This window comes from Paenibacillus sp. URB8-2, from assembly GCF_013393385.1.
Taxonomy (GTDB): domain Bacteria; phylum Bacillota; class Bacilli; order Paenibacillales; family Paenibacillaceae; genus Paenibacillus_AQ.
Map to the genome: position 1 here is coordinate 4,976,115 of NZ_AP023239.1, position 19,188 is coordinate 4,995,302.

Below are 19,188 nucleotides of genomic sequence, written 5' to 3' on the forward strand. Positions count from 1 at the left end.
TTGCAAGTTTGCGCTTAAAGAGGCTAAAAAAACCGCAATTTATCAGAACAAGTCCGAATTCCGAACACAATCTCATTTTTAAAAAAATACAAGAAAAACTCCTGTCGGAGTCTTTTGAAAGAAGTCGCCGGTTTCTTGAAGTTAATGATTTCCATATGATCAAAAAAGCGCCGTCTTTTTCGAGAAAAAGAGGCGCGACAATCCATTATGTCCAAGCGCCGCCGTATTAGCGATAAGCGACATCGGAGAACATATTGGTGACTTTATACCAGATCCAGCTTAATGCCTGGTCTATGCTTTTGACTTGCCCTGAAATGTGGGCGGTCGATGCCTGGTACAACGAACCGTCGATGACGGTCACATTCCCGTTCACTTCCCCGTACACTTGTGTCTTGCCGTTCTCTACCGTAAGATCTCCGGAAACGCTCTTGCCGGAAGGAACGATGACGGTATTCCCTTGGATCACCACCTGATCGAGATCAGAGCCTTTCACGATAAGCTGCCCGTCCTGTTTCCACAAGGTTACGGAGCTCATCAGCATAACGAGCAGAAACACCGAAGCCGCCGTAAGCGCGGGATGTCTCTTAATCCAGGTAATATACCTTCTTTCCTTCTTGGAAGGCGGCAGCGCGCCCATAATGCGTCCCACAAGCTCATCCGAAGTCACAGGACTCTGGTGCATAAGTGAAAACAGCAGCATATCCGTTTGTTCCAATTCCTTAAATTTTGCTCGGCATTCCGAACAGGATAGAAGATGCTCCTTCAAGTCCCGCTGCTGCTGCTCGGGCAAGTCGTCATCCAAATAATCATGCATCATAGAGACGGCCAGTTTGCATTCCATAGGAGCCAATCCTTTCATGAGTACTATTTAATTACCTAAATTCGGGTCGCAAGGCTTGCTTAACTTTCATACGCACCAGATTCATAAAACGTTTCACAAAAATCGTTTGTTCCATTATAATCTCGGGCCCAATTTTTTGCGCAAAAATTCCCGGCCGCGGTGTACCCGGGTCTTAATCGTTGTAACGGGCATATCCAGCACATCGCCGATTTCCTGAAGCGACAAATCCTGCAGATACCTGAGGATCATAACCGACCGGTATTTGACCGGCAGTTCGTCAATCGCCTCGTAAATCGTTCTCTGCGTTTCGGATAGAAGAAGCTCGCTTTCAGGAGTCACGTTATCGCTCGGGATAAGAGAATAACCGTCGGTTCCCTCCTGATCGCCAAGCTCAGCGTCCAGTGAATAGGTCGGCCTGCGCTTGCGCAGACGGTCAATGCTAAGGTTCGTTGCAATCCGGTAAATCCATGTCGAGAATTTCTGATTGTCATCATAGCGTTCCAGATTTCGATAAACCCGCAAAAATGTCTCCTGAACAATATCTTCCGCCTCATGGCGATTATTTAGCATCCGGTAGCCCAGATGATAGATTTTATCCTTATATAATTCGACGAGCTCGGCAAACGCTCTTTGGTCACCCTTCAGGGCGAGCTTTGTCAATCTGCCTTCCAAATTCTCCACCAGTTAACTCCCCCAGACTTGCCGCCCTTAGTATGTCGAAGTCTCCCATATTCACGGTACAAGCATTTAAATCGTAATTCAACCACGGGTAAAAATCAAGGGTTGTCCTAGCGATTTCCAACTATAGGCAGGTGAAAAAAGCCCGCCTTCCACTAAAAGGAAGGCGGGCAGGCAGTTATTACGAAACGAATCGGGAAATGGCCGCGGTATCAGCCGGTATTGCGAAGACCGGCGGCAATTCCGTTGATCGTAAGGAGCACTTCGCGCAGCAGGTCGGCATCGTCCTGCTCCGTGTCCCGCAGCGCTCTAAGCTCGGTTAACAGCTGGACTTGCAAGTAGCTGAGCGGATCGACGTATGGATTGCGCAGCCGGATCGATTCTTGAATGACCGGCACATTGTCCAAAATGTCCTGTTGGCCGGTTATCTTCAAAATCAGATCCGAGGTCAAACGGAATTCTTCCTCAATCTGTCCGTAGATCCGTTTGCGCGCCTCCTCGTTCTTGCTCATCTCCGAGTATTCCTTCGCGATAATCAAATCCGCTTTGGAAAGCGCCATTTGCAGCGTATCGACCAGACTCGTGAAGAAGGAGAAGTGCTCGTACATATGCTGAAGAATCTTCAGATTCTCTTCCTTGTTGTCATAGAAGCTTTGCAGCCCGGTTCCTGCCGCATACCAGGCCGGCAGCAGATAACGGCTTTGGGTCCAGGCAAATACCCATGGTATCGCCCGCAAATCCTCGAACCGGTCGCTGTTCTTCCGTTTGGATGGACGGGAGCCGATATTGAGCTCGCCGATTTCCGGAAGCGGCGTCGACTCTTTAAAGAAGTTCAAGAAATCCGGATCGCGGAAGATCAGGTCCTGATACTTGTTCAGCGAAACCTCGGAAATCTCTCTGCAAATGTCTTCCCATTTATTCTCATAAAGATCGCTGTGCGGCGTTCTTCCGTTTATAGCCGCAATCACGAGTGCGGAAGTTGCCTGCTCCAGGCTGCGGTAGGCGATTCCCTTCATCTTATAGCGCGATGATATAACCTCGCCCTGCTCGGTAATCTTGATTCCGCCTCCGATTGTGGAAGCCGGCTGAGCCAGAATACTGCGGTTCAGCGGCATTCCGCCCCGGCCAAGCGCTCCGCCCCGGCCGTGGAAGAACTTCAGCTTGACACCGAACGAGTCGGCCATGGCCGTAAGCTCCTTCAGCGCCACGCGCAGTTCCCAGTTGGCGGTCACAACGCCGCCGTCTTTGTTGCTGTCCGAATAACCAAGCATGATTTCCTGCAGATCGCTCATTGCGGAGACCGCCTGACGATAGATTGGCAGATTGAAAATCGTGCGCATGATTTCCGGCGCCTCATGAAGATCATCGATGGTTTCGAACAGCGGAACCGCCTGCAGTGTACAGACGACGGTGCCATCTTTGTCCCGGCGGAACAGTCCCACTTCCTTGGCGAATACCATAACCTCCAGAATATCGCTTGCCGCTTCAGCCATACTGATCAGGTAGCTAGTGATACACTGCTTGCCATACTCCGCCTGGGCTGCGTGCACAGTCCGATACACTTCCAGACATTCTTCCGTCGCTTCGCTGTAATCCTGGTAAGGAGAGGTCAGCGGCCGCGGATCATTGAGCAGCTTCTCCAGAAGCTCGATCTTTTCCTGCTCCGACAGTTTGGAGTAATCCGGCGTGATATCCATTTTGGCCAAAATCTCCGTCATGGCGTTCTCATGCTCCTGGCTGTGCTGGCGGATATCGAGTGTCGCCGTATGGAAGCCAAACAACTCTACCTGGCGGATCAATTTCTTAATATAAGTGTCGGCCACATAATCGGCATAGTGATGCCGCAAGCTGCGGTCGATGACGTTCAAATCGTTTATGAGCTCTTCCGGGGAAGAGTAGCGCTCAGGTGTTCCTTTTTTCTTATCGTCCAGCACGTTCTGCGTCTTCGAAATCATGTAACTGAGTTTGATCCGGTAAGGTTCGTTATCGTTGCGCCAAGCATCGACGCGCTCCAAATGAACAACCTCCCGGTCTTTCTCGATGGATTCCAGCAGCTCCGGCGTCACGTTAACGATGCTGGTGCTAAAGCTCAGATATTGTATCAGCTGACGCATGATCTGCTGGTATTCCCGAATAGCCATTATGCGCTGAATTCGCAGCGTCTGAATGGTAACCGAAGACGTAACCGAAGGATTGCCGTCGCGGTCGCCGCCGATCCAGGAACCGAATCGCAGGTAAGTCGGCACATGCCAATTTTGTCCCGGATAGTACTTGCTAAGGCACCGTTCAAGCTCCTGATAAACTTCCGGCAGCACATGGAAAATCGTCTCATGAAAGTAATACATTCCGTTGCGCACTTCATCAAGCACCGTAGGTTTGCGGTCACGCAGTTCATCGGTCTGCCATAAGGTGATAACCTCGTTCAAGAGCTTCTCGCGCAGCTGCTCGCGTTCCCTGAAAGTCAAGGTCGGATTGTCCAGCCCCGTAACATCGTCTGCGATTCGCTTGTGGATGTCGAGAATGGCACGGCGCATCGCTTCTGTCGGGTGGGCGGTCATGACCAGCTCCAGTGACAGGCCATTAATAATCTCCCACACTTCCTTAGGAGAGAAGTCTCGTTCCCGCAACTCCTGAATTGCGCTCTCTATAGAACCTGGCTGTACGGTTTCCCCCGCAGAGCGCTCATAGTCTCTTTTCCGGCGAATCCGATGATTTTGTTCGGCTATATTCACCAATTGAAAATAAATGGCGAATGCCCGGATTACCTGATGCCGGTTCTCCGGATCCAGGGAATTGATTAATTCCTTAAATTCGCTGTGCAGTTCAGGCAAAAACACTGAGCGCAACGATTTACTGGTCTCACGAATTTTCTCCACGATATCCAGCAATTCATTGCCGCCTTGATGTACCAAGACCTCGCCCAAAATGTTTCCCAGGAACCGTACGTCTCGCCGCAGCAGGTTGTTGGAATTGACTTTGCCAGCGGTAGTCGTAAGTTCGGTCATGCTGTTCCCCCCATCCTTCTTCCGTATCAATGTCTCATCACAAGTCATGTTTCAAGCTTTCCTCATATCATACAATAAAACGGATCGAAAATCTTCAACTTTGTTTCACGGTAAAGCACCACAGTCTTTTAAGATTATACATCAAAATGATTATTTATTCAGGTATATTTTTTCACATTTTTATTAAATTATCGAGAAAATAGCTGGTATCGTTCTAATTTGCGTATAAAATATGGAAGACAGGGTTTACATTTCGGGAGTGCTTATACAGCGGAAGGATTGAAATCCGTTTGAAAACAAATTAAATCCTTGACCGAATATCGAACTTTTGACAGATTTGGACTTCGGATTACTGCTGATCATGTCCCCTTTCGCCTATTCATCTCCCCTGCCAGATCATAAGTCGTGTCTTTATCAAGTGTTCTCTGCACGTCACACGTTATTTACAACATCCGCCGCGTTAATCTGTCACTACGTGCGCCTATTCCGTAAAGAAGGTCTCGTAGCCGCTATGCAGCGTGACCCACGGCTCGTCCGATCTCCCTTTTATTATCCCCATGTTGGAACAGAAATAGGCGCTAATCCCATGAAATCTCCTGCCTTAACCCCCATCTTTAGTTTGATCACTTTTCAATTTCTTAAGCATGTCCAGCGTCGGCTGCATAAAGTCGGAACGCTCTTTATCCAGAATCGCTTGCAGACGGTCACGATCCTCCTCGGCCTTATCCAACAGTTCCCGCGGCACCAGACTGCCTTTAGCGATTGCCCGAAGCAGTGCAATAACTACGATCATCAAAATAAACGCCACGATATAAGCAAGCCCGTATTTGTCCGCAAGCGGCAGCAGCTTTTCCAACTGTGCAATGTCTTCCTGTTTCATTCTCTCATCCCTTTCTTTATTTCATGTAAAATTCCGTTAACTGGGATTCGAAGATCAAGTTCAGGTGAGAAAAATCGATTCGTTACAGGATCACTCCTTTATTCGGTATTCCTGAAATCTCTTTCAGATACGATAGGAAATGTGATAAAATGGATTTTGTTCGTATTATGTTCGTGTTTTTTATAATATACTATTCCAGCTTCATTTTCGTAAAATCCGGTTTAGGGCCATTTTGAGCCAGCTATAATACATTAACGCCCATTTCCTTGTCTTATGGCAATAAAATCGATACATTATTTACCTTTTGGCAAATTTGATTTATAGTAACATCAACAGCATTTGCAAAAATAAGGAGTGTTCGAGATGGAACAAGATTTTGGATTGTTTTTAAAACGGCTGCGCGAGAGTAAAGGCCTGACCCTAAGCCAGCTAGCTTCAGGCGCCGGAATCAGCGGTTCACAAATATCACGGATCGAAAATGGCCTTCGCGGCGTACCCAAGCCGGCAACCCTCCGTAAAATTGCAGAAGCTATGGATGTACCCTATGAAGAACTTATGGAACACGCCGGGTATTTACGTGAAAATGAGCAAATGGCTGAGTCAATACCGGAATGGGCTACCGGCAAAGACAAACGCGATTTCAAAAGAATGCTGGAAGATGACGGGGAGCTCATGTTTGATGGGATTCCGCTCAACAAAGAGGACAAGCAAAGAATAAAAGACGTGCTGACAGGCTTATTCTGGGAAGCCAAACAGATGAATAAACGAAATCCTGCTTACAAAAAAGGTAAATCGGAAGATTAGCACCCTGACAACAATAATTATGCAGCAGGTGAAAAGAATGGATGAACTGATCGATAAACTAATTAAAAAATATAAAACCAACTGCCCGTTTGCAATATGTCGGGCTCTCGGCATCCATGTCCGATTTATGGATCTGGGCGGGGGAACCAAGGGGTTATATTACCGTAAGCTGCGAAGAAGATTTATCGTCATTCATAATGGACTGTCTCTGGAATGGCAGCGATTTGTTTGCGCTCATGAACTGGGTCATGACCGGCTGCATAAAGGGATTAACCGTTTCTTTTTAGAGGAGAATTCCTATTTTGCCCCGGGAAAGCTGGAACGACAGGCCAATCGTTTTGCGGCTCTTTTGCTCAGCGCCGCTGCACATCCCGAACAAGATGAATCGTTGGAAAGCTATTATTTGCGTTTAGGTATACCGCCGGAGGTCGGCTTTTTTTTGGACCATTAATCCAAACATACATTCGCTTTTATATATAGTGTTAAAATCCCATGATGTTAACATTCCTCTGTTATTTACGTTTCCGCAAAAAGGCTCAGAAACACAAAAAAACCCTTACTACAGTAAGAGTATCTGTTTAATATAAGATTGTTTATGCTGCCATTAATAAAATGGAGCGGGTGATGGGAATCGAACCCACGCTATCAGCTTGGAAGGCTGAAGTTCTACCATTGAACTACACCCGCAAAGGTGAAAATCGGGATGACACGATTCGAACATGCGACCCCCTGGTCCCAAACCAGGTGCTCTACCAAGCTGAGCTACATCCCGTTAGTATAAAATGGCGCGCCCTGAGAGATTCGAACTCCCGGCCTTTTGATTCGTAGTCAAACGCTCTATCCAGCTGAGCTAAGGGCGCAAAATATGGAGCGGACGACGGGAATCGAACCCGCGACCCTCGCCTTGGCAAGGCGATGCTCTACCGCTGAGCCACGTCCGCAATAAATATGGTGCGCGTGGAGGGACTTGAACCCCCACGTCAAAGACGCTAGATCCTAAGTCTAGTGCGTCTGCCAATTCCGCCACACGCGCAGATACTTCTAAAGTGAGCCATGAAGGATTCGAACCTTCGACACCCTGATTAAAAGTCAGGTGCTCTACCAACTGAGCTAATGGCTCATATCAATGGCTGGGGATATAGGATTCGAACCTATGCATGACGGAGTCAAAGTCCGTTGCCTTACCGCTTGGCTAATCCCCAATAGTGAACACCTATATAATACCATATTAATCTAGAATATAAGAAATATATGGTGGAGGCTGAGGGGATCGAACCCCCGACCCTCTGCTTGTAAGGCAGATGCTCTCCCAGCTGAGCTAAGCCTCCCTATTTATGGCAATCTTCTTGAGGTAATACAAGCCTCCGGAATTTTCATCCCTGAGAACAAAGAAGTAATGGTGACCCGTAGGGGATTCGAACCCCTGTTACCTCCGTGAAAGGGAGGTGTCTTAACCCCTTGACCAACGGGCCTCAATGAAATGGAGCTCTCAACCGGGATCGAACCGGTGACCTCATCCTTACCATGGATGCACTCTACCTACTGAGCTATGAGAGCATGGCTCCCCGAACAGGACTCGAACCTGTGACAACTCGATTAACAGTCGAGTGCTCTACCAACTGAGCTATCAGGGAATGGTTGTCCGCTTGGCGGCGTCCTACTCTCCCAGGACCCTTCGGTCCAAGTACCATCGGCGCTGGAGGGCTTAACGGTCGTGTTCGGGATGGGTACGCGTGGAACCCCTCCGCCATCGCCACCAAACGGATGTTTTCCGGTCGCTTCGCTTCCCGAATCTCTTCAGGAAAATCATCGACTACAGAAAACGCGCTACAGAGATCTTACTCCCTGAAAACTGGACCGAAACGAATCTTGCATTTTAGAAATTTGGATAAGCCCTCGACCGATTAGTATTGGTCAGCTCCATGCATTGCTGCACTTCCACCTCCAACCTATCTACCTCGTCGTCTTCAAGGGGTCTTACTAAATTGGGAAATCTCATCTTGAGGGGGGCTTCACGCTTAGATGCTTTCAGCGCTTATCCCGTCCGTACGTAGCTACCCAGCCATGCTCCTGGCGGAACAACTGGTGCACCAGCGGTACGTCCATCCCGGTCCTCTCGTACTAAGGACAGCTCCTCTCAAATTTCCTACGCCCACGACAGATAGGGACCGAACTGTCTCACGACGTTCTGAACCCAGCTCGCGTACCGCTTTAATGGGCGAACAGCCCAACCCTTGGGACCTACTTCAGCCCCAGGATGCGATGAGCCGACATCGAGGTGCCAAACCTCCCCGTCGATGTGGACTCTTGGGGGAGATAAGCCTGTTATCCCCAGGGTAGCTTTTATCCGTTGAGCGATGGCCCTTCCATGCGGTACCACCGGATCACTAAGCCCGACTTTCGTCCCTGCTCGACTTGTTGGTCTCGCAGTCAAGCTCCCTTCTGCCTTTGCACTCTTCGAATGATTTCCAACCATTCTGAGGGAACCTTGGGACGCCTCCGTTACGCTTTAGGAGGCGACCGCCCCAGTCAAACTGCCCGCCTGACACGGTCCCCGCACCCGTTTAGGGTGCCAGGTTAGAACCTAGATACGATCAGGGTGGTATCCCAACGGCGCCTCCACCGAAGCTGGCGCTCCGGCTTCTAAGGCTCCCACCTATCCTGTACAGATCGTACCCAAGTTCAATATCAAGCTGCAGTAAAGCTCCATGGGGTCTTTCCGTCTTGTCGCGGGTAACCTGCATCTTCACAGGTATTAAAATTTCACCGGATCTCTCGTTGAGACAGCGCCCAAGTCGTTACGCCATTCGTGCGGGTCAGAATTTACCTGACAAGGAATTTCGCTACCTTAGGACCGTTATAGTTACGGCCGCCGTTTACTGGGGCTTCGGTTCACAGCTTCGGGTTACCCCTAACCGCTCCCCTTAACCTTCCAGCACCGGGCAGGCGTCAGCCCGTATACTTCGCCTTGCGGCTTCGCACAGACCTGTGTTTTTGCTAAACAGTCGCTTGGGCCTTTTCACTGCGGCCCCCTCGGGCTATTCACCCTACCGAGGCACCCCTTCTCCCGAAGTTACGGGGTCATTTTGCCGAGTTCCTTAACGAGAGTTCTTCCGCGCGCCTTAGAATTCTCTTCTCGCCTACCTGTGTCGGTTTGCGGTACGGGCACCTTCTCCTGGCTAGAGGCTTTTCTTGGCAGTGTGAGATCATGACCTTCGCTACTGTAATTTTCGCTCCCCATCACAGCCCAGCCTTAATAGTGTACGGATTTGCCTATACACCAGCCTCGCTGCTTGGACGGACATCCATCAGTCCGCGTCACTACCCTCCTGCGTCCCCCCATCGCTCATAGCGGATTACGGTGGTACAGGAATATCAACCTGTTGTCCTTCGACTACGCCTGTCGGCCTCGCCTTAGGTCCCGACTTACCCTGAGCGGACGAGCCTTCCTCAGGAAACCTTGGGCTTTCGGCGGATCAGATTCTCACTGATCTTTTCGTTACTCATACCGGCATTCTCACTTGTATGCTGTCCAGCTGTCCTTACAGTCAACCTTCAACCCACATACAACGCTCCCCTACCCCTGGATCGACTTCACTCCAGCTTCGAAGCAGATGTGTTTATCCCCGGAGTGCATTTGGCCTCAAGCCTTGATTTCAGGCTTTTCGGCAAAAATGTCTCCTTCTATAAACACCGCCTCAAAGACACAGTGAAGTCGATCCAAGCCATAGCTTCGGTGGTGTGTTTAGCCCCGTTACATTTTCGGCGCAGAGTCACTCGACCAGTGAGCTATTACGCACTCTTTCAATGGTGGCTGCTTCTAAGCCAACATCCTGGTTGTCTGTGCAACTCCACATCCTTTCCCACTTAACACACACTTGGGGACCTTAGCTGATGGTCTGGGCTGTTTCCCTTTTGACAATGGATCTTAGCACTCACTGTCTGACTCCCGGTGCATCAGTAGCTGGCATTCGGAGTTTGACTGAGCTTGGTAACCCTTGCGGGCCCCGCACCCAATCAGTGCTCTACCTCCAGTACTGTTAATCACCGAGGCTAGCCCTAAAGCTATTTCGGGGAGAACCAGCTATCTCCGAGTTCGATTGGAATTTCTCCGCTACCCCCACCTCATCCCCGCACTTTTCAACGTGCGTGGGTTCGGGCCTCCAGTGCGTGTTACCGCACCTTCACCCTGGACAGGGGTAGATCACACGGTTTCGGGTCTACGCCCACGTACTTATTCGCCCTATTCAGACTCGCTTTCGCTGCGGCTCCGGCTTCTCGCCTTAACCTTGCACGTTAAACGTAACTCGCCGGTTCATTCTACAAAAGGCACGCCATCACCCCTATAACGGGCTCTGACTTCTTGTAAGCACACGGTTTCAGGTACTATTTCACTCCCCTTCCGGGGTGCTTTTCACCTTTCCCTCACGGTACTGTTTCACTATCGGTCGCCAGGGAGTATTTAGCCTTGGCAGATGGTCCTGCCGGATTCATACGGGGTTTCACGTGCCCCGCACTACTCGGGATCCGTCTCGGAGGGAACAAAATTTGGGCTACAGGGCTTTTACCTCTATCGCGGGCCTTTCCAGACCTCTTCACCTATCTTGTTCCTTTGTAACTCCATGTGAGACGTCCCACAACCCCAGGGAGCAAGCTCCCTGGTTTAGGCTGTTCCGCGTTCGCTCGCCGCTACTGACGGAATCACTCTTGTTTTCTCTTCCTCAGGGTACTTAGATGTTTCAGTTCCCCTGGTCTGCCTCCACCTACCCTATGAATTCAGGTAGGAGTGACTGTGCATTACCACAGCCGGGTTTCCCCATTCGGACACCCCCGGATCAACGCTTGCTTACAGCTCCCCGAGGCCTTTTCGTTGTTCGCCACGTCCTTCATCGGCTCCTGGCGCCTAGGCATCCTCCGTGTGCTCTTAGTAGCTTAACCACATGTTTTCCCGTTAGGGAAAATCATGAACCACTATTCACTTCACTTGATCAATCGCTTGACACAAGTTCAGCTAAAAGATGTTCTAAAACGCAATTTTCGTTTCGGTATCCAGTTTTCAAGGATCAAGATTCTTGCATGTTATACTGTTGGTGGAGCCAAGGAGGATCGAACTCCTGACCTCCTGCTTGCAAGGCAGGCGCTCTCCCAGCTGAGCTATGGCCCCATAAAAGGAAATTTAATTTAAAGTGGTGGGCCTTAGTGGACTCGAACCACCGACCTCACCCTTATCAGGGGTGCGCTCTAACCAGCTGAGCTAAAGGCCCTTAGTCTTGCATATACTCTTATGGAAACCCATAAGGATGCGCTTGGCGGCGTCCTACTCTCCCAGGACCCTTCGGTCCAAGTACCATCGGCGCTGGAGGGCTTAACGGTCGTGTTCGGGATGGGTACGCGTGGAACCCTCCGCCATCGCCACCAAACGCTTAAGAAAGAGACTTGCTCTCTCAAAACTGAGCAACGAGTGAGTTGAAAGCTTTGCGAAGCAAAGCTGCTTCGAAAGCATAAGCTTTGGAAGTCAAGCTTCCGATTTGAATGTTTCCGCTCGGGAAACGATTCTCCATAGAAAGGAGGTGATCCAGCCGCACCTTCCGATACGGCTACCTTGTTACGACTTCACCCCAATCATCTACCCCACCTTCGGCGGCTGGCTCCCTTGCGGGTTACCCCACCGACTTCGGGTGTTGTAAACTCTCGTGGTGTGACGGGCGGTGTGTACAAGACCCGGGAACGTATTCACCGCGGCATGCTGATCCGCGATTACTAGCAATTCCGACTTCATGCAGGCGAGTTGCAGCCTGCAATCCGAACTGAGACCGGCTTTATAAGATTGGCTCCACCTCGCGGTTTCGCTTCCCGTTGTACCGGCCATTGTAGTACGTGTGTAGCCCAGGTCATAAGGGGCATGATGATTTGACGTCATCCCCACCTTCCTCCGGTTTGTCACCGGCAGTCACTCTAGAGTGCCCAGCCTTACCTGCTGGCAACTAAAGTCAAGGGTTGCGCTCGTTGCGGGACTTAACCCAACATCTCACGACACGAGCTGACGACAACCATGCACCACCTGTCTCCTCTGTCCCGAAGGCCGCGCCTATCTCTAGACGATTCAGAGGGATGTCAAGACCTGGTAAGGTTCTTCGCGTTGCTTCGAATTAAACCACATACTCCACTGCTTGTGCGGGTCCCCGTCAATTCCTTTGAGTTTCAGTCTTGCGACCGTACTCCCCAGGCGGAGTGCTTACTGTGTTAACTTCGGCACCAAGGGTATCGAAACCCCTAACACCTAGCACTCATCGTTTACGGCGTGGACTACCAGGGTATCTAATCCTGTTTGCTCCCCACGCTTTCGCGCCTCAGCGTCAGTTACAGCCCAGAAAGTCGCCTTCGCCACTGGTGTTCCTCCACATCTCTACGCATTTCACCGCTACACGTGGAATTCCACTTTCCTCTTCTGCACTCAAGCTGCCCAGTTTCCAGTGCGACCACAGGTTGAGCCCATGGTTTAAACACCAGACTTAAACAGCCGCCTGCGCGCGCTTTACGCCCAATAATTCCGGACAACGCTTGCCCCTACGTATTACCGCGGCTGCTGGCACGTAGTTAGCCGGGGCTTTCTTCTCAGGTACCGTCACTCTTGTAGCAGTTACTCTACAAGACGTTCTTCCCTGGCAACAGAGCTTTACGATTCGAAAACCTTCATCACTCACGCGGCGTTGCTCCGTCAGGCTTTCGCCCATTGCGGAAGATTCCCTACTGCTGCCTCCCGTAGGAGTCTGGGCCGTGTCTCAGTCCCAGTGTGGCCGTTCACCCTCTCAGGTCGGCTACGCATCGTCGCCTTGGTGAGCCGTTACCCCACCAACTAGCTAATGCGCCGCAGGCCCATCCCCTGGTAGCAGATTGCTCCGCCTTTCCGCCTTCCGGTATGCACCAGAAGGTCTTATCCGGTATTAGCTACCGTTTCCGGTAGTTATCCCAGTCCAAGGGGCAGGTTGCCTACGTGTTACTCACCCGTCCGCCGCTAAGTCCTTTTGAGAGCAAGCTCTCAAAAGGACTCCGCTCGACTTGCATGTATTAGGCACGCCGCCAGCGTTCGTCCTGAGCCAGGATCAAACTCTCCAATAAAGTATTGAAAGAGCGATAAGCTCATTTTGAAACATCTGACGAGAATTTGCATTCTCTTCATTTTGGAACTCGCTAAAGCGAATTCCCACTCACTCGTTGTTCAGTTTTCAAAGATCAATTTCTCTTCCAGTGCATCGCCGCGTCTCTTGCAGCGACCTTTATAATATATCATACTACTTATCTTTTTGGCAAGCATTTTTTTCGAAAAACATTTTTTCGTTTTATCCTTGCCTGCGCTTCCTTAACATAACGAAAAGGAGCGCGAGATATAATGTATCACAGCGCCTCCCTTTTAGTCAACCTTTTATATTTATAAATCGCTCATTGTATTCTTAATGCTTGAATTGGGAAGAGCGGCCGCCCCAAGCGTATTTGGAAAGTTCCTTTTGCGGTGCAAACCGGGCATACATGCGAAAGACGGTTTTGTATCTGTTGGCAATGGCATGCCTGATATTCTGATCCAATCGTTGGTCGCTTAGGTCGAGCAGCATTTCATCCAGCTCTTTGCGCAATACATAGTCCAGTTCTTTGCATTCTTTTTCGTTGAACAACATACCCAACATATGCTTGGCCTCCTTCATTCTTCTGTTGTACCGGGGATTCGGCTTGAACACCGCTTACACTAGATTAACCGAAGCGTCCGAATTATAACCATAATTATATATTTTTTCCTGTACAAGTTGATATTTCATGACTATTAGTTTATTACCCACAATTGCCGTTTTTGCGCTACTGTGCTTTACTGTTATGCGCAATTATCCGGAATTTTATGATAATAAAGCAAAAGTAACGGTGCTCTCGATAACGGCCGCTATGAGGAGCAAGATTACGATCCAAATGGATGCGGTCAGTGTCTGGCGCATAAAAGATGACCAATCCCCTCCCGTCCGGTTTCTTCCAATCATGCTTGATGCCGTTTTGGCTCCAAACTGAAGGCCGAAAGCACAAGCTATGACGATAGCGGGAATTTCGATAATACCATGCGGCAGCAGTCCCTTAACAATCAGTTCGAATACATCCCGGTCTTGAAGAACGAATGAATGCACCAAATATCCGATAACACCTCCATTGATCAGGAGAAAGATAGCCGGCAGAATTCCGAACAAAGCCCCTAAAAAAATAATGAGCACACCCTTAATGCTGTTATTCATGAAAATAAATACAAAAAAGCTCAACTGCGGATTGGACGATTTCCGTAAATCTTCACTGATGCTGCCAAGTCCCTTAAGCTGCTCCATCAGAAGACGCTCCAATTCACCCGTTCCGAGCCATCCGGCGATAATACCGACGATAAACAACAAACAGGAAATTGCCAGTGCCTTACGTATTTTAAGAATATCCCTGCCAAAAGTAAAAATGGAGAACATGTCTAACCTCCTGATCTTTTGCGTTTTATACGAAGTCATAACCGGACCGTACGAGCATACATTTAGAACAAACAAGCTTTCGTATGGGAGAGGAGTCTTGAGTTTATGAATTCCTTTTATGTATTCAGCGGCAAAAAAATAAAGCGTTTCTTCTATATTTGCGCCGCTGCTCTGCTTGCCGCCGGAGTCGTTTATGTAGAGCGCGGCAATATTACTGTTTTTTCCGAATCAGCCCCTTCCGCCATTTACAGCGTGCCAACGGAAAAAAAACTGATCGCCCTGACCTTTGACATCAGCTGGGGGGAAAAGCGACCGGGTCCGATCCTCAAAGTACTTGAGGACAAAAAAGTCGACAAAGCCACTTTCTTCCTTTCTTCTCCCTGGAGCAAGACGCATCAGGACATTGTGGCGAACATCAAGAATGCGGGTTATGAAATCGGCAGCCACGGTCACAAGCATGTCAATTATAGTACGCTTAGCAGCGAGGAAATTCGAACTCAGATTACGACGGCAGGTACGGTTCTAACCGAATTAACCGGCAAAGAGCCCAAACTGATTCGAATGCCCAACGGCGATTTTGATAAAAGAGTCCTGCAGGTGGCAAACGATCTCGGCTACAAAGTCATCCAATGGGATACCGATTCTCTTGATTGGAAAAATATCGGTGTTGAAAATATTGTGAAACGGGTGACTACCAAAGCCCATCCCGGCGATATCGTGCTGCTCCATGCCAGCGATTCCTGCAAACAGACCCACGAGGCGCTGCCTCTTATTATCGATGAGCTTCGCAGACAAGGGTATGAGTTCGTGACTGTCTCGGAGCTTATCGGCCAAGGCAGTGCAGAAAGCAAGGAAGTCCGGGATTCGGCATGGCTGAACAATCAATTGGAGGATGCCGCAGGTCTGTAATCACTATTAAGGGCAGGAACTTCCGATCGATCAATGCCGCGGGGAAATCAGCTCCGAAATGTCCGGAGTCGGCGTGTTCAGCTTCGGATAGGCGAGGTTCAGCTTTTCCAATGTCTTAACTACGATGTTCAATGCCAAGTAGTTTCGGAACCAGCGGTGATTGGCGGGAATCCAGTACCATGGAGCATTATCGGTGGCGGTCTCTTTAAAAATATCTTCGTAAGCCTCCTGGTAGTCGTCCCAAAATTTCCGTTCTTCCAAATCGCTCACATCGAATTTCCAATGCTTGGTGGGATCTTGAAGCCGCTCCTGAATTTTTTCCAGCTGTTTTTCCTTCGAAATATGAAGAAAAAGCTTAATGATAATGGTGTTCTCCTCCGTCAGCATCTCTTCAAAGTGCCGGATCTGACGGAAACGCCGTTTGGTCTCATCCTTATCCTGGCTGCCATGAACGCGGGGCACAAGCACATCTTCGTAATGGGAGCGGTTGAAGGCCGAGATATATCCTTTTGCCGGGGTCTGTTTATGCACTCTCCATAAAAAATCATGGGCCGACTCATCCAGGGTCGGCTTTTTAAAGCTGGTTACCGTAAATCCCTGAGGATTGATTCCCGAAAAAACATGTTTAACTGTTCCGTCCTTACCGCTTGAGTCCATTCCTTGAAGAACGATGAGCAGCGAATGCTCCTTTTGGGCGAAGAAAATATCCTGAAGCTCGGCAAGACGTTCCTTGAGAGATACCATTTTGGTATCGGCCTCTTCTTTATTTTTAAAGCCACCTGTTTCGTCGGGGTCTAGCTTTCTCAATATTTTGCCGCCTGTGTCTTTTATCATATAACGGTCAATGTTCATATATACCCCTCCCGAATTCGCAACGTGGTCTTTCTTTTATGTTTAACCCCGCCTTCCGGAATTTAATCGCCGCTTACGAAAAATAACCCCGCTTCCTTATTTCTTGGGAACGGGGTTATGCTATCTCCCTCGGTTACTCGGCGGCTGGCTGCAAGATACGGTGAAGTCTCAAAATCTGGAATGCATTACAAGTGATCAGCGGAACCACGATAAATAAAGTTGCATTGTCTACACCGATCCGCAGCACACCGATCATTTCCACAATCGTAATACCGGTCATGAAGAAAAAAGTCGGAATCCAGGCCGAAGCGTTGGTGTCCCGCACTTTGAAATGGGCCACCGCAAGGGCTGTAAACAAAATCGAAAGACCGAGAGCCAGATCGGCAATAAGACTGCGGCCTCCCCCTATGAACGAACGAAGAAAAAACAAATCAAACAGGGCGAGGAGCGCCAGGACGAGCTGTATGTATTGCCATCTTTTTCGCTGAAACACGCCGAATCCCATGTAGTTCAAAATCAGATATGCGAAGAAGCCAAGCTGAGAGTAGACGCTTACAAGCATTCCGTAACCGAATAAAATTAACGTAAACAGCATGAAGTCCGATATGCCTTTAAAAGGAATTGCACCGGTGACTCCCTGAAGCGCCAGTCCTGCCGCGACAGCTCCCAAGGAACCGATCAGCAGCGTTGTCCAGAACAGATGAAACCATTTTTTTATATTCAGGCCGCTCACCCCCATGACAGATTTATTTTACCAAGGTTGCCGCCAAAAAACCATTCCACCGCAACATAATTGTGTTTTCTCAACGGCATACTACATACCAATATCCCCATAAAAGGAGGACGGCTTAATGAGACGGGCGGTAATACGCAACACCGGAATCGCACTTGGACTGATTCTGATCTTGACGGCCTGCGGGAGTGAGCAGAGCGGTTCTTCATCACAGCAATTCAGTTATAAGGAAATGAAGACCATGGTCGTCGATATATTAAAGAGCGAAGATGGCAAAAAGGCTGTGGAGGAAGCTATCTCCTCTCCAAGCTCAGGTGGCGGAGAGGGTGGCGGCACAATGAGCATGAAGATGCTGCCGCTCCAAACGAATGAGCAAATAAAGCTGGCTGTAAAAGATACGATCACGGCTCCTGAGTATCAGAAGGAAATTGAGAAAATTATGACGGACCCTCAGTTTGCAGGAGATTTTGCCAAAGCCATCAGCTCACAGAGCAAGCAGCTGCATCTCCAGCTAATCAAAGACCCGACTTACCAGAAATCTGTGGGTGAAATTATGAAATCTCCCGAAATGATGAAAATGTTCCTTGATCTAACCAAAACGCCGGATTATCGCAAGCAGACGATGACCGTGATGCAGGAGACGATGCAAAATCCTCTGTTCCGGATGGAAGTCCTCTCTTTGCTCAAAACAGTCGTTCAGGAAGAACTCCAGCCAAAAGTTGAGAAAAAGGAAGGCGGCAAGGGCGGCGGCGGTGGTGATGGTGAGGGACAACAAAGCGGCAAAGAAGGCGAATCTTGAGGATATGATAAAAGTGAATTTGGTCGAAATAAAGCCAGGCTCTTTGACGGAGAGCCTGGCTTTATTGTTTGATTTATTCACATTTAATGATTATTCGCTCCGCGATATCGTCGAACAACCGTGCAGTGTCTGTTCCCGCCTTGTAAACGGAAGGGGAGAAATCCAGTTCAGAGACATGGTTCTCCGGCGCTCCAAGCGGGATTTGACCCAGCAGGTCCGTATGCAGCGTCTCCGCCAGCCTTGCTCCGCCGCCACGACCGAAGATATAATCCTTTTGACCGCAGGCGGAGCATTGATAATAAGCCATATTTTCAACGACACCAAGGATCTCGTGATCCGTATGCAGCGCCATAGAGCCCGCTCTCGCCGCCACAAACGCCGCTGTCGCGTGAGGAGTGGTTACAATCACCTCTTTGCTCTGCGGCAGCATTTGATGTACGTCAAGGGCTACATCGCCCGTTCCCGGGGGCAAGTCCAACAGCATATAGTCAAGCTCTCCCCAGCCGACATCGCTGAAGAATTGGCGCAGCATTTTGCCCAGCATCGGTCCGCGCCAGATCACCGGGTTATTATCTCGGATAAAAAAGCCCATCGATATCACTTTCACACCGAAGCGCTCAACGGGAATGATCGTTCCATCTTCAACGACAGGCTCTTCCTCGATCCCCATCATATCCGGTACACTGAAGCCGTAAATGTCGGCATCGATCAAACCAACCTTTTTACCTTTTCGCGCAAGAGCGGCAGCCAGGTTAACCGTAACCGTCGATTTGCCGACTCCTCCCTTGCCGCTGGCTATGGCAATAAAGTTAATTCCCGAATCCTCGCGTAGAATCTCATGTCCTTCCAGTCCCGCCGCGTGGCCTTTCAGCTTCTCTTCTCCGCCTTCGGCTGTGCCGCTCCTTCTCAGAAGAGAGCGTTCATGGTCGGTTGCGTCCCGCAAACGGATATGAACTTTCTCGGCGCCACCTTCCCGCAGACGATCCCTTACCTCTTGCTCAAGCTCCATTCTTTTTGCTTCATCCTTCTCCAAGCATACGAGCGATAAAGAAATATGGTCTTCCTTCGTCAAAATATCGCGGATCAACTGCAGTTCAATCAGGCTTTTTCCGGTTTCCGGGTCGGCAATTGGCAGCAGCAGTTCTTGAATTTGTTCCCTGGACAGCATTGGAAAACACCCCTGTTCTGTAACCGGCAGCTT

Annotated in this window: 13 protein-coding genes, 13 tRNA genes and 4 rRNA genes; 4 read left to right on the forward strand and 26 right to left on the reverse strand. The window is 49.5% G+C overall.

Translation table 11 applies throughout. The annotated features are described in order from the left end of the window. Positions 1–226 precede the first annotated feature (226 nt). The 4 genes from PUR_RS22995 to PUR_RS23010 form a co-directional block, all read right to left on the reverse strand. A complete protein-coding gene (locus PUR_RS22995) occupies positions 227–841 on the reverse strand; it encodes a zf-HC2 domain-containing protein (RefSeq protein WP_179037258.1) in 615 nt (204 codons plus the stop codon). Positions 842–955: 114 nt separating this feature from the next. Then, a complete protein-coding gene (gene sigW, locus PUR_RS23000) occupies positions 956–1,522 on the reverse strand; it encodes an RNA polymerase sigma factor SigW (protein WP_332107920.1) in 567 nt (188 codons plus the stop codon). Positions 1,523–1,731: 209 nt separating this feature from the next. Next, entirely contained in the window at positions 1,732–4,524 is a 2,793-nt protein-coding gene (ppc, locus tag PUR_RS23005; protein ID WP_179037259.1) for a phosphoenolpyruvate carboxylase, read from the reverse strand. Positions 4,525–5,125: 601 nt separating this feature from the next. After that, positions 5,126–5,404 (reverse strand): hypothetical protein, encoded by a 279-nt coding sequence (locus tag PUR_RS23010; RefSeq protein WP_179037260.1) that lies wholly within the window; start codon positions 5,402–5,404, stop codon positions 5,126–5,128. Positions 5,405–5,767: 363 nt separating this feature from the next. Here PUR_RS23010 and PUR_RS23015 point away from each other — a divergent pair, with 363 nt between their 5' ends. Both PUR_RS23015 and PUR_RS23020 read left to right on the forward strand, forming a co-directional pair. Continuing rightward, entirely contained in the window at positions 5,768–6,208 is a 441-nt protein-coding gene (locus tag PUR_RS23015; protein WP_179037261.1) for a transcriptional regulator, read from the forward strand. 37 nt (positions 6,209–6,245) lie between these two features. Beyond that, positions 6,246–6,659: an ImmA/IrrE family metallo-endopeptidase gene (locus PUR_RS23020; RefSeq protein ID WP_179038042.1), complete on the forward strand. Its 414-nt coding sequence runs from the start codon at positions 6,246–6,248 to the stop codon at positions 6,657–6,659. Positions 6,660–6,821: 162 nt separating this feature from the next. Here the strand turns inward: PUR_RS23020 and PUR_RS23025 are convergent. From PUR_RS23025 to PUR_RS23115, 19 genes are all read right to left on the reverse strand, one after another. After that, positions 6,822–6,895, reverse strand: a tRNA-Gly gene (locus PUR_RS23025). 11 nt (positions 6,896–6,906) lie between these two features. Next, positions 6,907–6,980, reverse strand: a tRNA-Pro gene (locus tag PUR_RS23030). Positions 6,981–6,991: 11 nt separating this feature from the next. Then, a tRNA-Arg gene (locus PUR_RS23035) sits at positions 6,992–7,068 on the reverse strand. Between the two features lie 6 nt (positions 7,069–7,074). After that, positions 7,075–7,149 (reverse strand) — tRNA-Gly (locus PUR_RS23040). An 8-nt stretch (positions 7,150–7,157) separates the two neighbouring features. Continuing rightward, a tRNA-Leu gene (locus PUR_RS23045) sits at positions 7,158–7,241 on the reverse strand. Positions 7,242–7,255: 14 nt separating this feature from the next. After that, positions 7,256–7,328 (reverse strand) — tRNA-Lys (locus PUR_RS23050). A gap of 7 nt (positions 7,329–7,335) precedes the next feature. Continuing rightward, a tRNA-Gln gene (locus tag PUR_RS23055) sits at positions 7,336–7,410 on the reverse strand. Between the two features lie 50 nt (positions 7,411–7,460). After that, positions 7,461–7,536, reverse strand: a tRNA-Val gene (locus tag PUR_RS23060). 69 nt (positions 7,537–7,605) lie between these two features. Next, positions 7,606–7,680: transfer RNA gene (locus PUR_RS23065), tRNA-Glu, on the reverse strand. A 9-nt stretch (positions 7,681–7,689) separates the two neighbouring features. Then, a tRNA-Thr gene (locus PUR_RS23070) sits at positions 7,690–7,765 on the reverse strand. Position 7,766: 1 nt separating this feature from the next. Beyond that, a tRNA-Asn gene (locus PUR_RS23075) sits at positions 7,767–7,842 on the reverse strand. Between the two features lie 10 nt (positions 7,843–7,852). Next, positions 7,853–7,969, reverse strand: a 5S ribosomal RNA gene (gene rrf / locus PUR_RS23080). 123 nt (positions 7,970–8,092) lie between these two features. Continuing rightward, positions 8,093–11,146 (reverse strand): 23S ribosomal RNA (locus PUR_RS23085). A gap of 150 nt (positions 11,147–11,296) precedes the next feature. Continuing rightward, positions 11,297–11,372: transfer RNA gene (locus PUR_RS23090), tRNA-Ala, on the reverse strand. Positions 11,373–11,395: 23 nt separating this feature from the next. After that, positions 11,396–11,472: transfer RNA gene (locus PUR_RS23095), tRNA-Ile, on the reverse strand. A 40-nt stretch (positions 11,473–11,512) separates the two neighbouring features. Further along, positions 11,513–11,628 (reverse strand): 5S ribosomal RNA (gene rrf, locus PUR_RS23100). 143 nt (positions 11,629–11,771) lie between these two features. Next, positions 11,772–13,327 (reverse strand): 16S ribosomal RNA (locus PUR_RS23105). Together the 16S, 23S and 5S rRNA genes with 13 tRNA genes alongside form the textbook arrangement of a ribosomal RNA operon. A gap of 332 nt (positions 13,328–13,659) precedes the next feature. Further along, positions 13,660–13,890 carry a hypothetical protein gene (locus tag PUR_RS23110; protein WP_025336637.1) on the reverse strand — a complete coding sequence of 77 codons (231 nt, stop codon included), beginning with the start codon at positions 13,888–13,890 and terminating at the stop codon, positions 13,660–13,662. A gap of 204 nt (positions 13,891–14,094) precedes the next feature. Beyond that, positions 14,095–14,694, reverse strand: a complete 600-nt coding sequence (locus PUR_RS23115; protein ID WP_179037262.1) for a stage II sporulation protein M — start codon at positions 14,692–14,694, stop codon at positions 14,095–14,097. Positions 14,695–14,799: 105 nt separating this feature from the next. Here PUR_RS23115 and pdaB point away from each other — a divergent pair, with 105 nt between their 5' ends. Beyond that, a complete protein-coding gene (pdaB, locus tag PUR_RS23120) occupies positions 14,800–15,603 on the forward strand; it encodes a polysaccharide deacetylase family sporulation protein PdaB (protein WP_179037263.1) in 804 nt (267 codons plus the stop codon). Between the two features lie 30 nt (positions 15,604–15,633). On the opposite strand, the gene PUR_RS23125 is transcribed toward pdaB, so the two are convergent. Further along, the gene (locus tag PUR_RS23125) at positions 15,634–16,455 is read right to left on the reverse strand and encodes a PPK2 family polyphosphate kinase (protein WP_179037264.1); all 822 of its coding nucleotides are present in this window, start codon (positions 16,453–16,455) and stop codon (positions 15,634–15,636) included. 133 nt (positions 16,456–16,588) lie between these two features. Further along, complete coding sequence (locus PUR_RS23130) at positions 16,589–17,194, reverse strand: KinB-signaling pathway activation protein (protein WP_232101613.1); 606 nt, start codon at positions 17,192–17,194, stop codon at positions 16,589–16,591. Between the two features lie 112 nt (positions 17,195–17,306). On the opposite strand from PUR_RS23130, the gene gerD reads away from it, so the two are divergent. After that, on the forward strand, positions 17,307–17,987 hold the full coding sequence (gene gerD / locus PUR_RS23135) for a spore germination lipoprotein GerD (protein WP_179037265.1): 681 nt from the start codon (positions 17,307–17,309) through the stop codon (positions 17,985–17,987). Between the two features lie 73 nt (positions 17,988–18,060). Here the strand turns inward: gerD and PUR_RS23140 are convergent, their stop codons facing one another. Further along, positions 18,061–19,155 (reverse strand): Mrp/NBP35 family ATP-binding protein, encoded by a 1,095-nt coding sequence (locus PUR_RS23140; RefSeq protein ID WP_179038044.1) that lies wholly within the window; start codon positions 19,153–19,155, stop codon positions 18,061–18,063. Positions 19,156–19,188 lie beyond the last annotated feature (33 nt).

Bases quoted from the DNA above. Each gene is read 5' to 3' on its own strand.
- ppc (WP_179037259.1), bottom strand. From the start codon at position 4,524: ATGACCGAACTTACGACTACCGCTGGCAAAGTCAATTCCAACAACCTG.
- gerD (WP_179037265.1), top strand. From the start codon at position 17,307: ATGAGACGGGCGGTAATACGCAACACCGGAATCGCACTTGGACTGATT.
- PUR_RS23130 (WP_232101613.1), bottom strand. From the start codon at position 17,194: ATGGGGGTGAGCGGCCTGAATATAAAAAAATGGTTTCATCTGTTCTGG.
- PUR_RS23115 (WP_179037262.1), bottom strand. From the start codon at position 14,694: ATGTTCTCCATTTTTACTTTTGGCAGGGATATTCTTAAAATACGTAAG.
- PUR_RS23020 (WP_179038042.1), top strand. From the start codon at position 6,246: ATGGATGAACTGATCGATAAACTAATTAAAAAATATAAAACCAACTGC.
- PUR_RS23015 (WP_179037261.1), top strand. From the start codon at position 5,768: ATGGAACAAGATTTTGGATTGTTTTTAAAACGGCTGCGCGAGAGTAAA.
- PUR_RS23010 (WP_179037260.1), bottom strand. From the start codon at position 5,404: ATGAAACAGGAAGACATTGCACAGTTGGAAAAGCTGCTGCCGCTTGCG.
- PUR_RS22995 (WP_179037258.1), bottom strand. From the start codon at position 841: ATGGAATGCAAACTGGCCGTCTCTATGATGCATGATTATTTGGATGAC.
- PUR_RS23125 (WP_179037264.1), bottom strand. From the start codon at position 16,455: ATGAACATTGACCGTTATATGATAAAAGACACAGGCGGCAAAATATTG.
- pdaB (WP_179037263.1), top strand. From the start codon at position 14,800: ATGAATTCCTTTTATGTATTCAGCGGCAAAAAAATAAAGCGTTTCTTC.
- PUR_RS23110 (WP_025336637.1), bottom strand. From the start codon at position 13,890: ATGTTGGGTATGTTGTTCAACGAAAAAGAATGCAAAGAACTGGACTAT.
- PUR_RS23140 (WP_179038044.1), bottom strand. From the start codon at position 19,155: ATGCTGTCCAGGGAACAAATTCAAGAACTGCTGCTGCCAATTGCCGAC.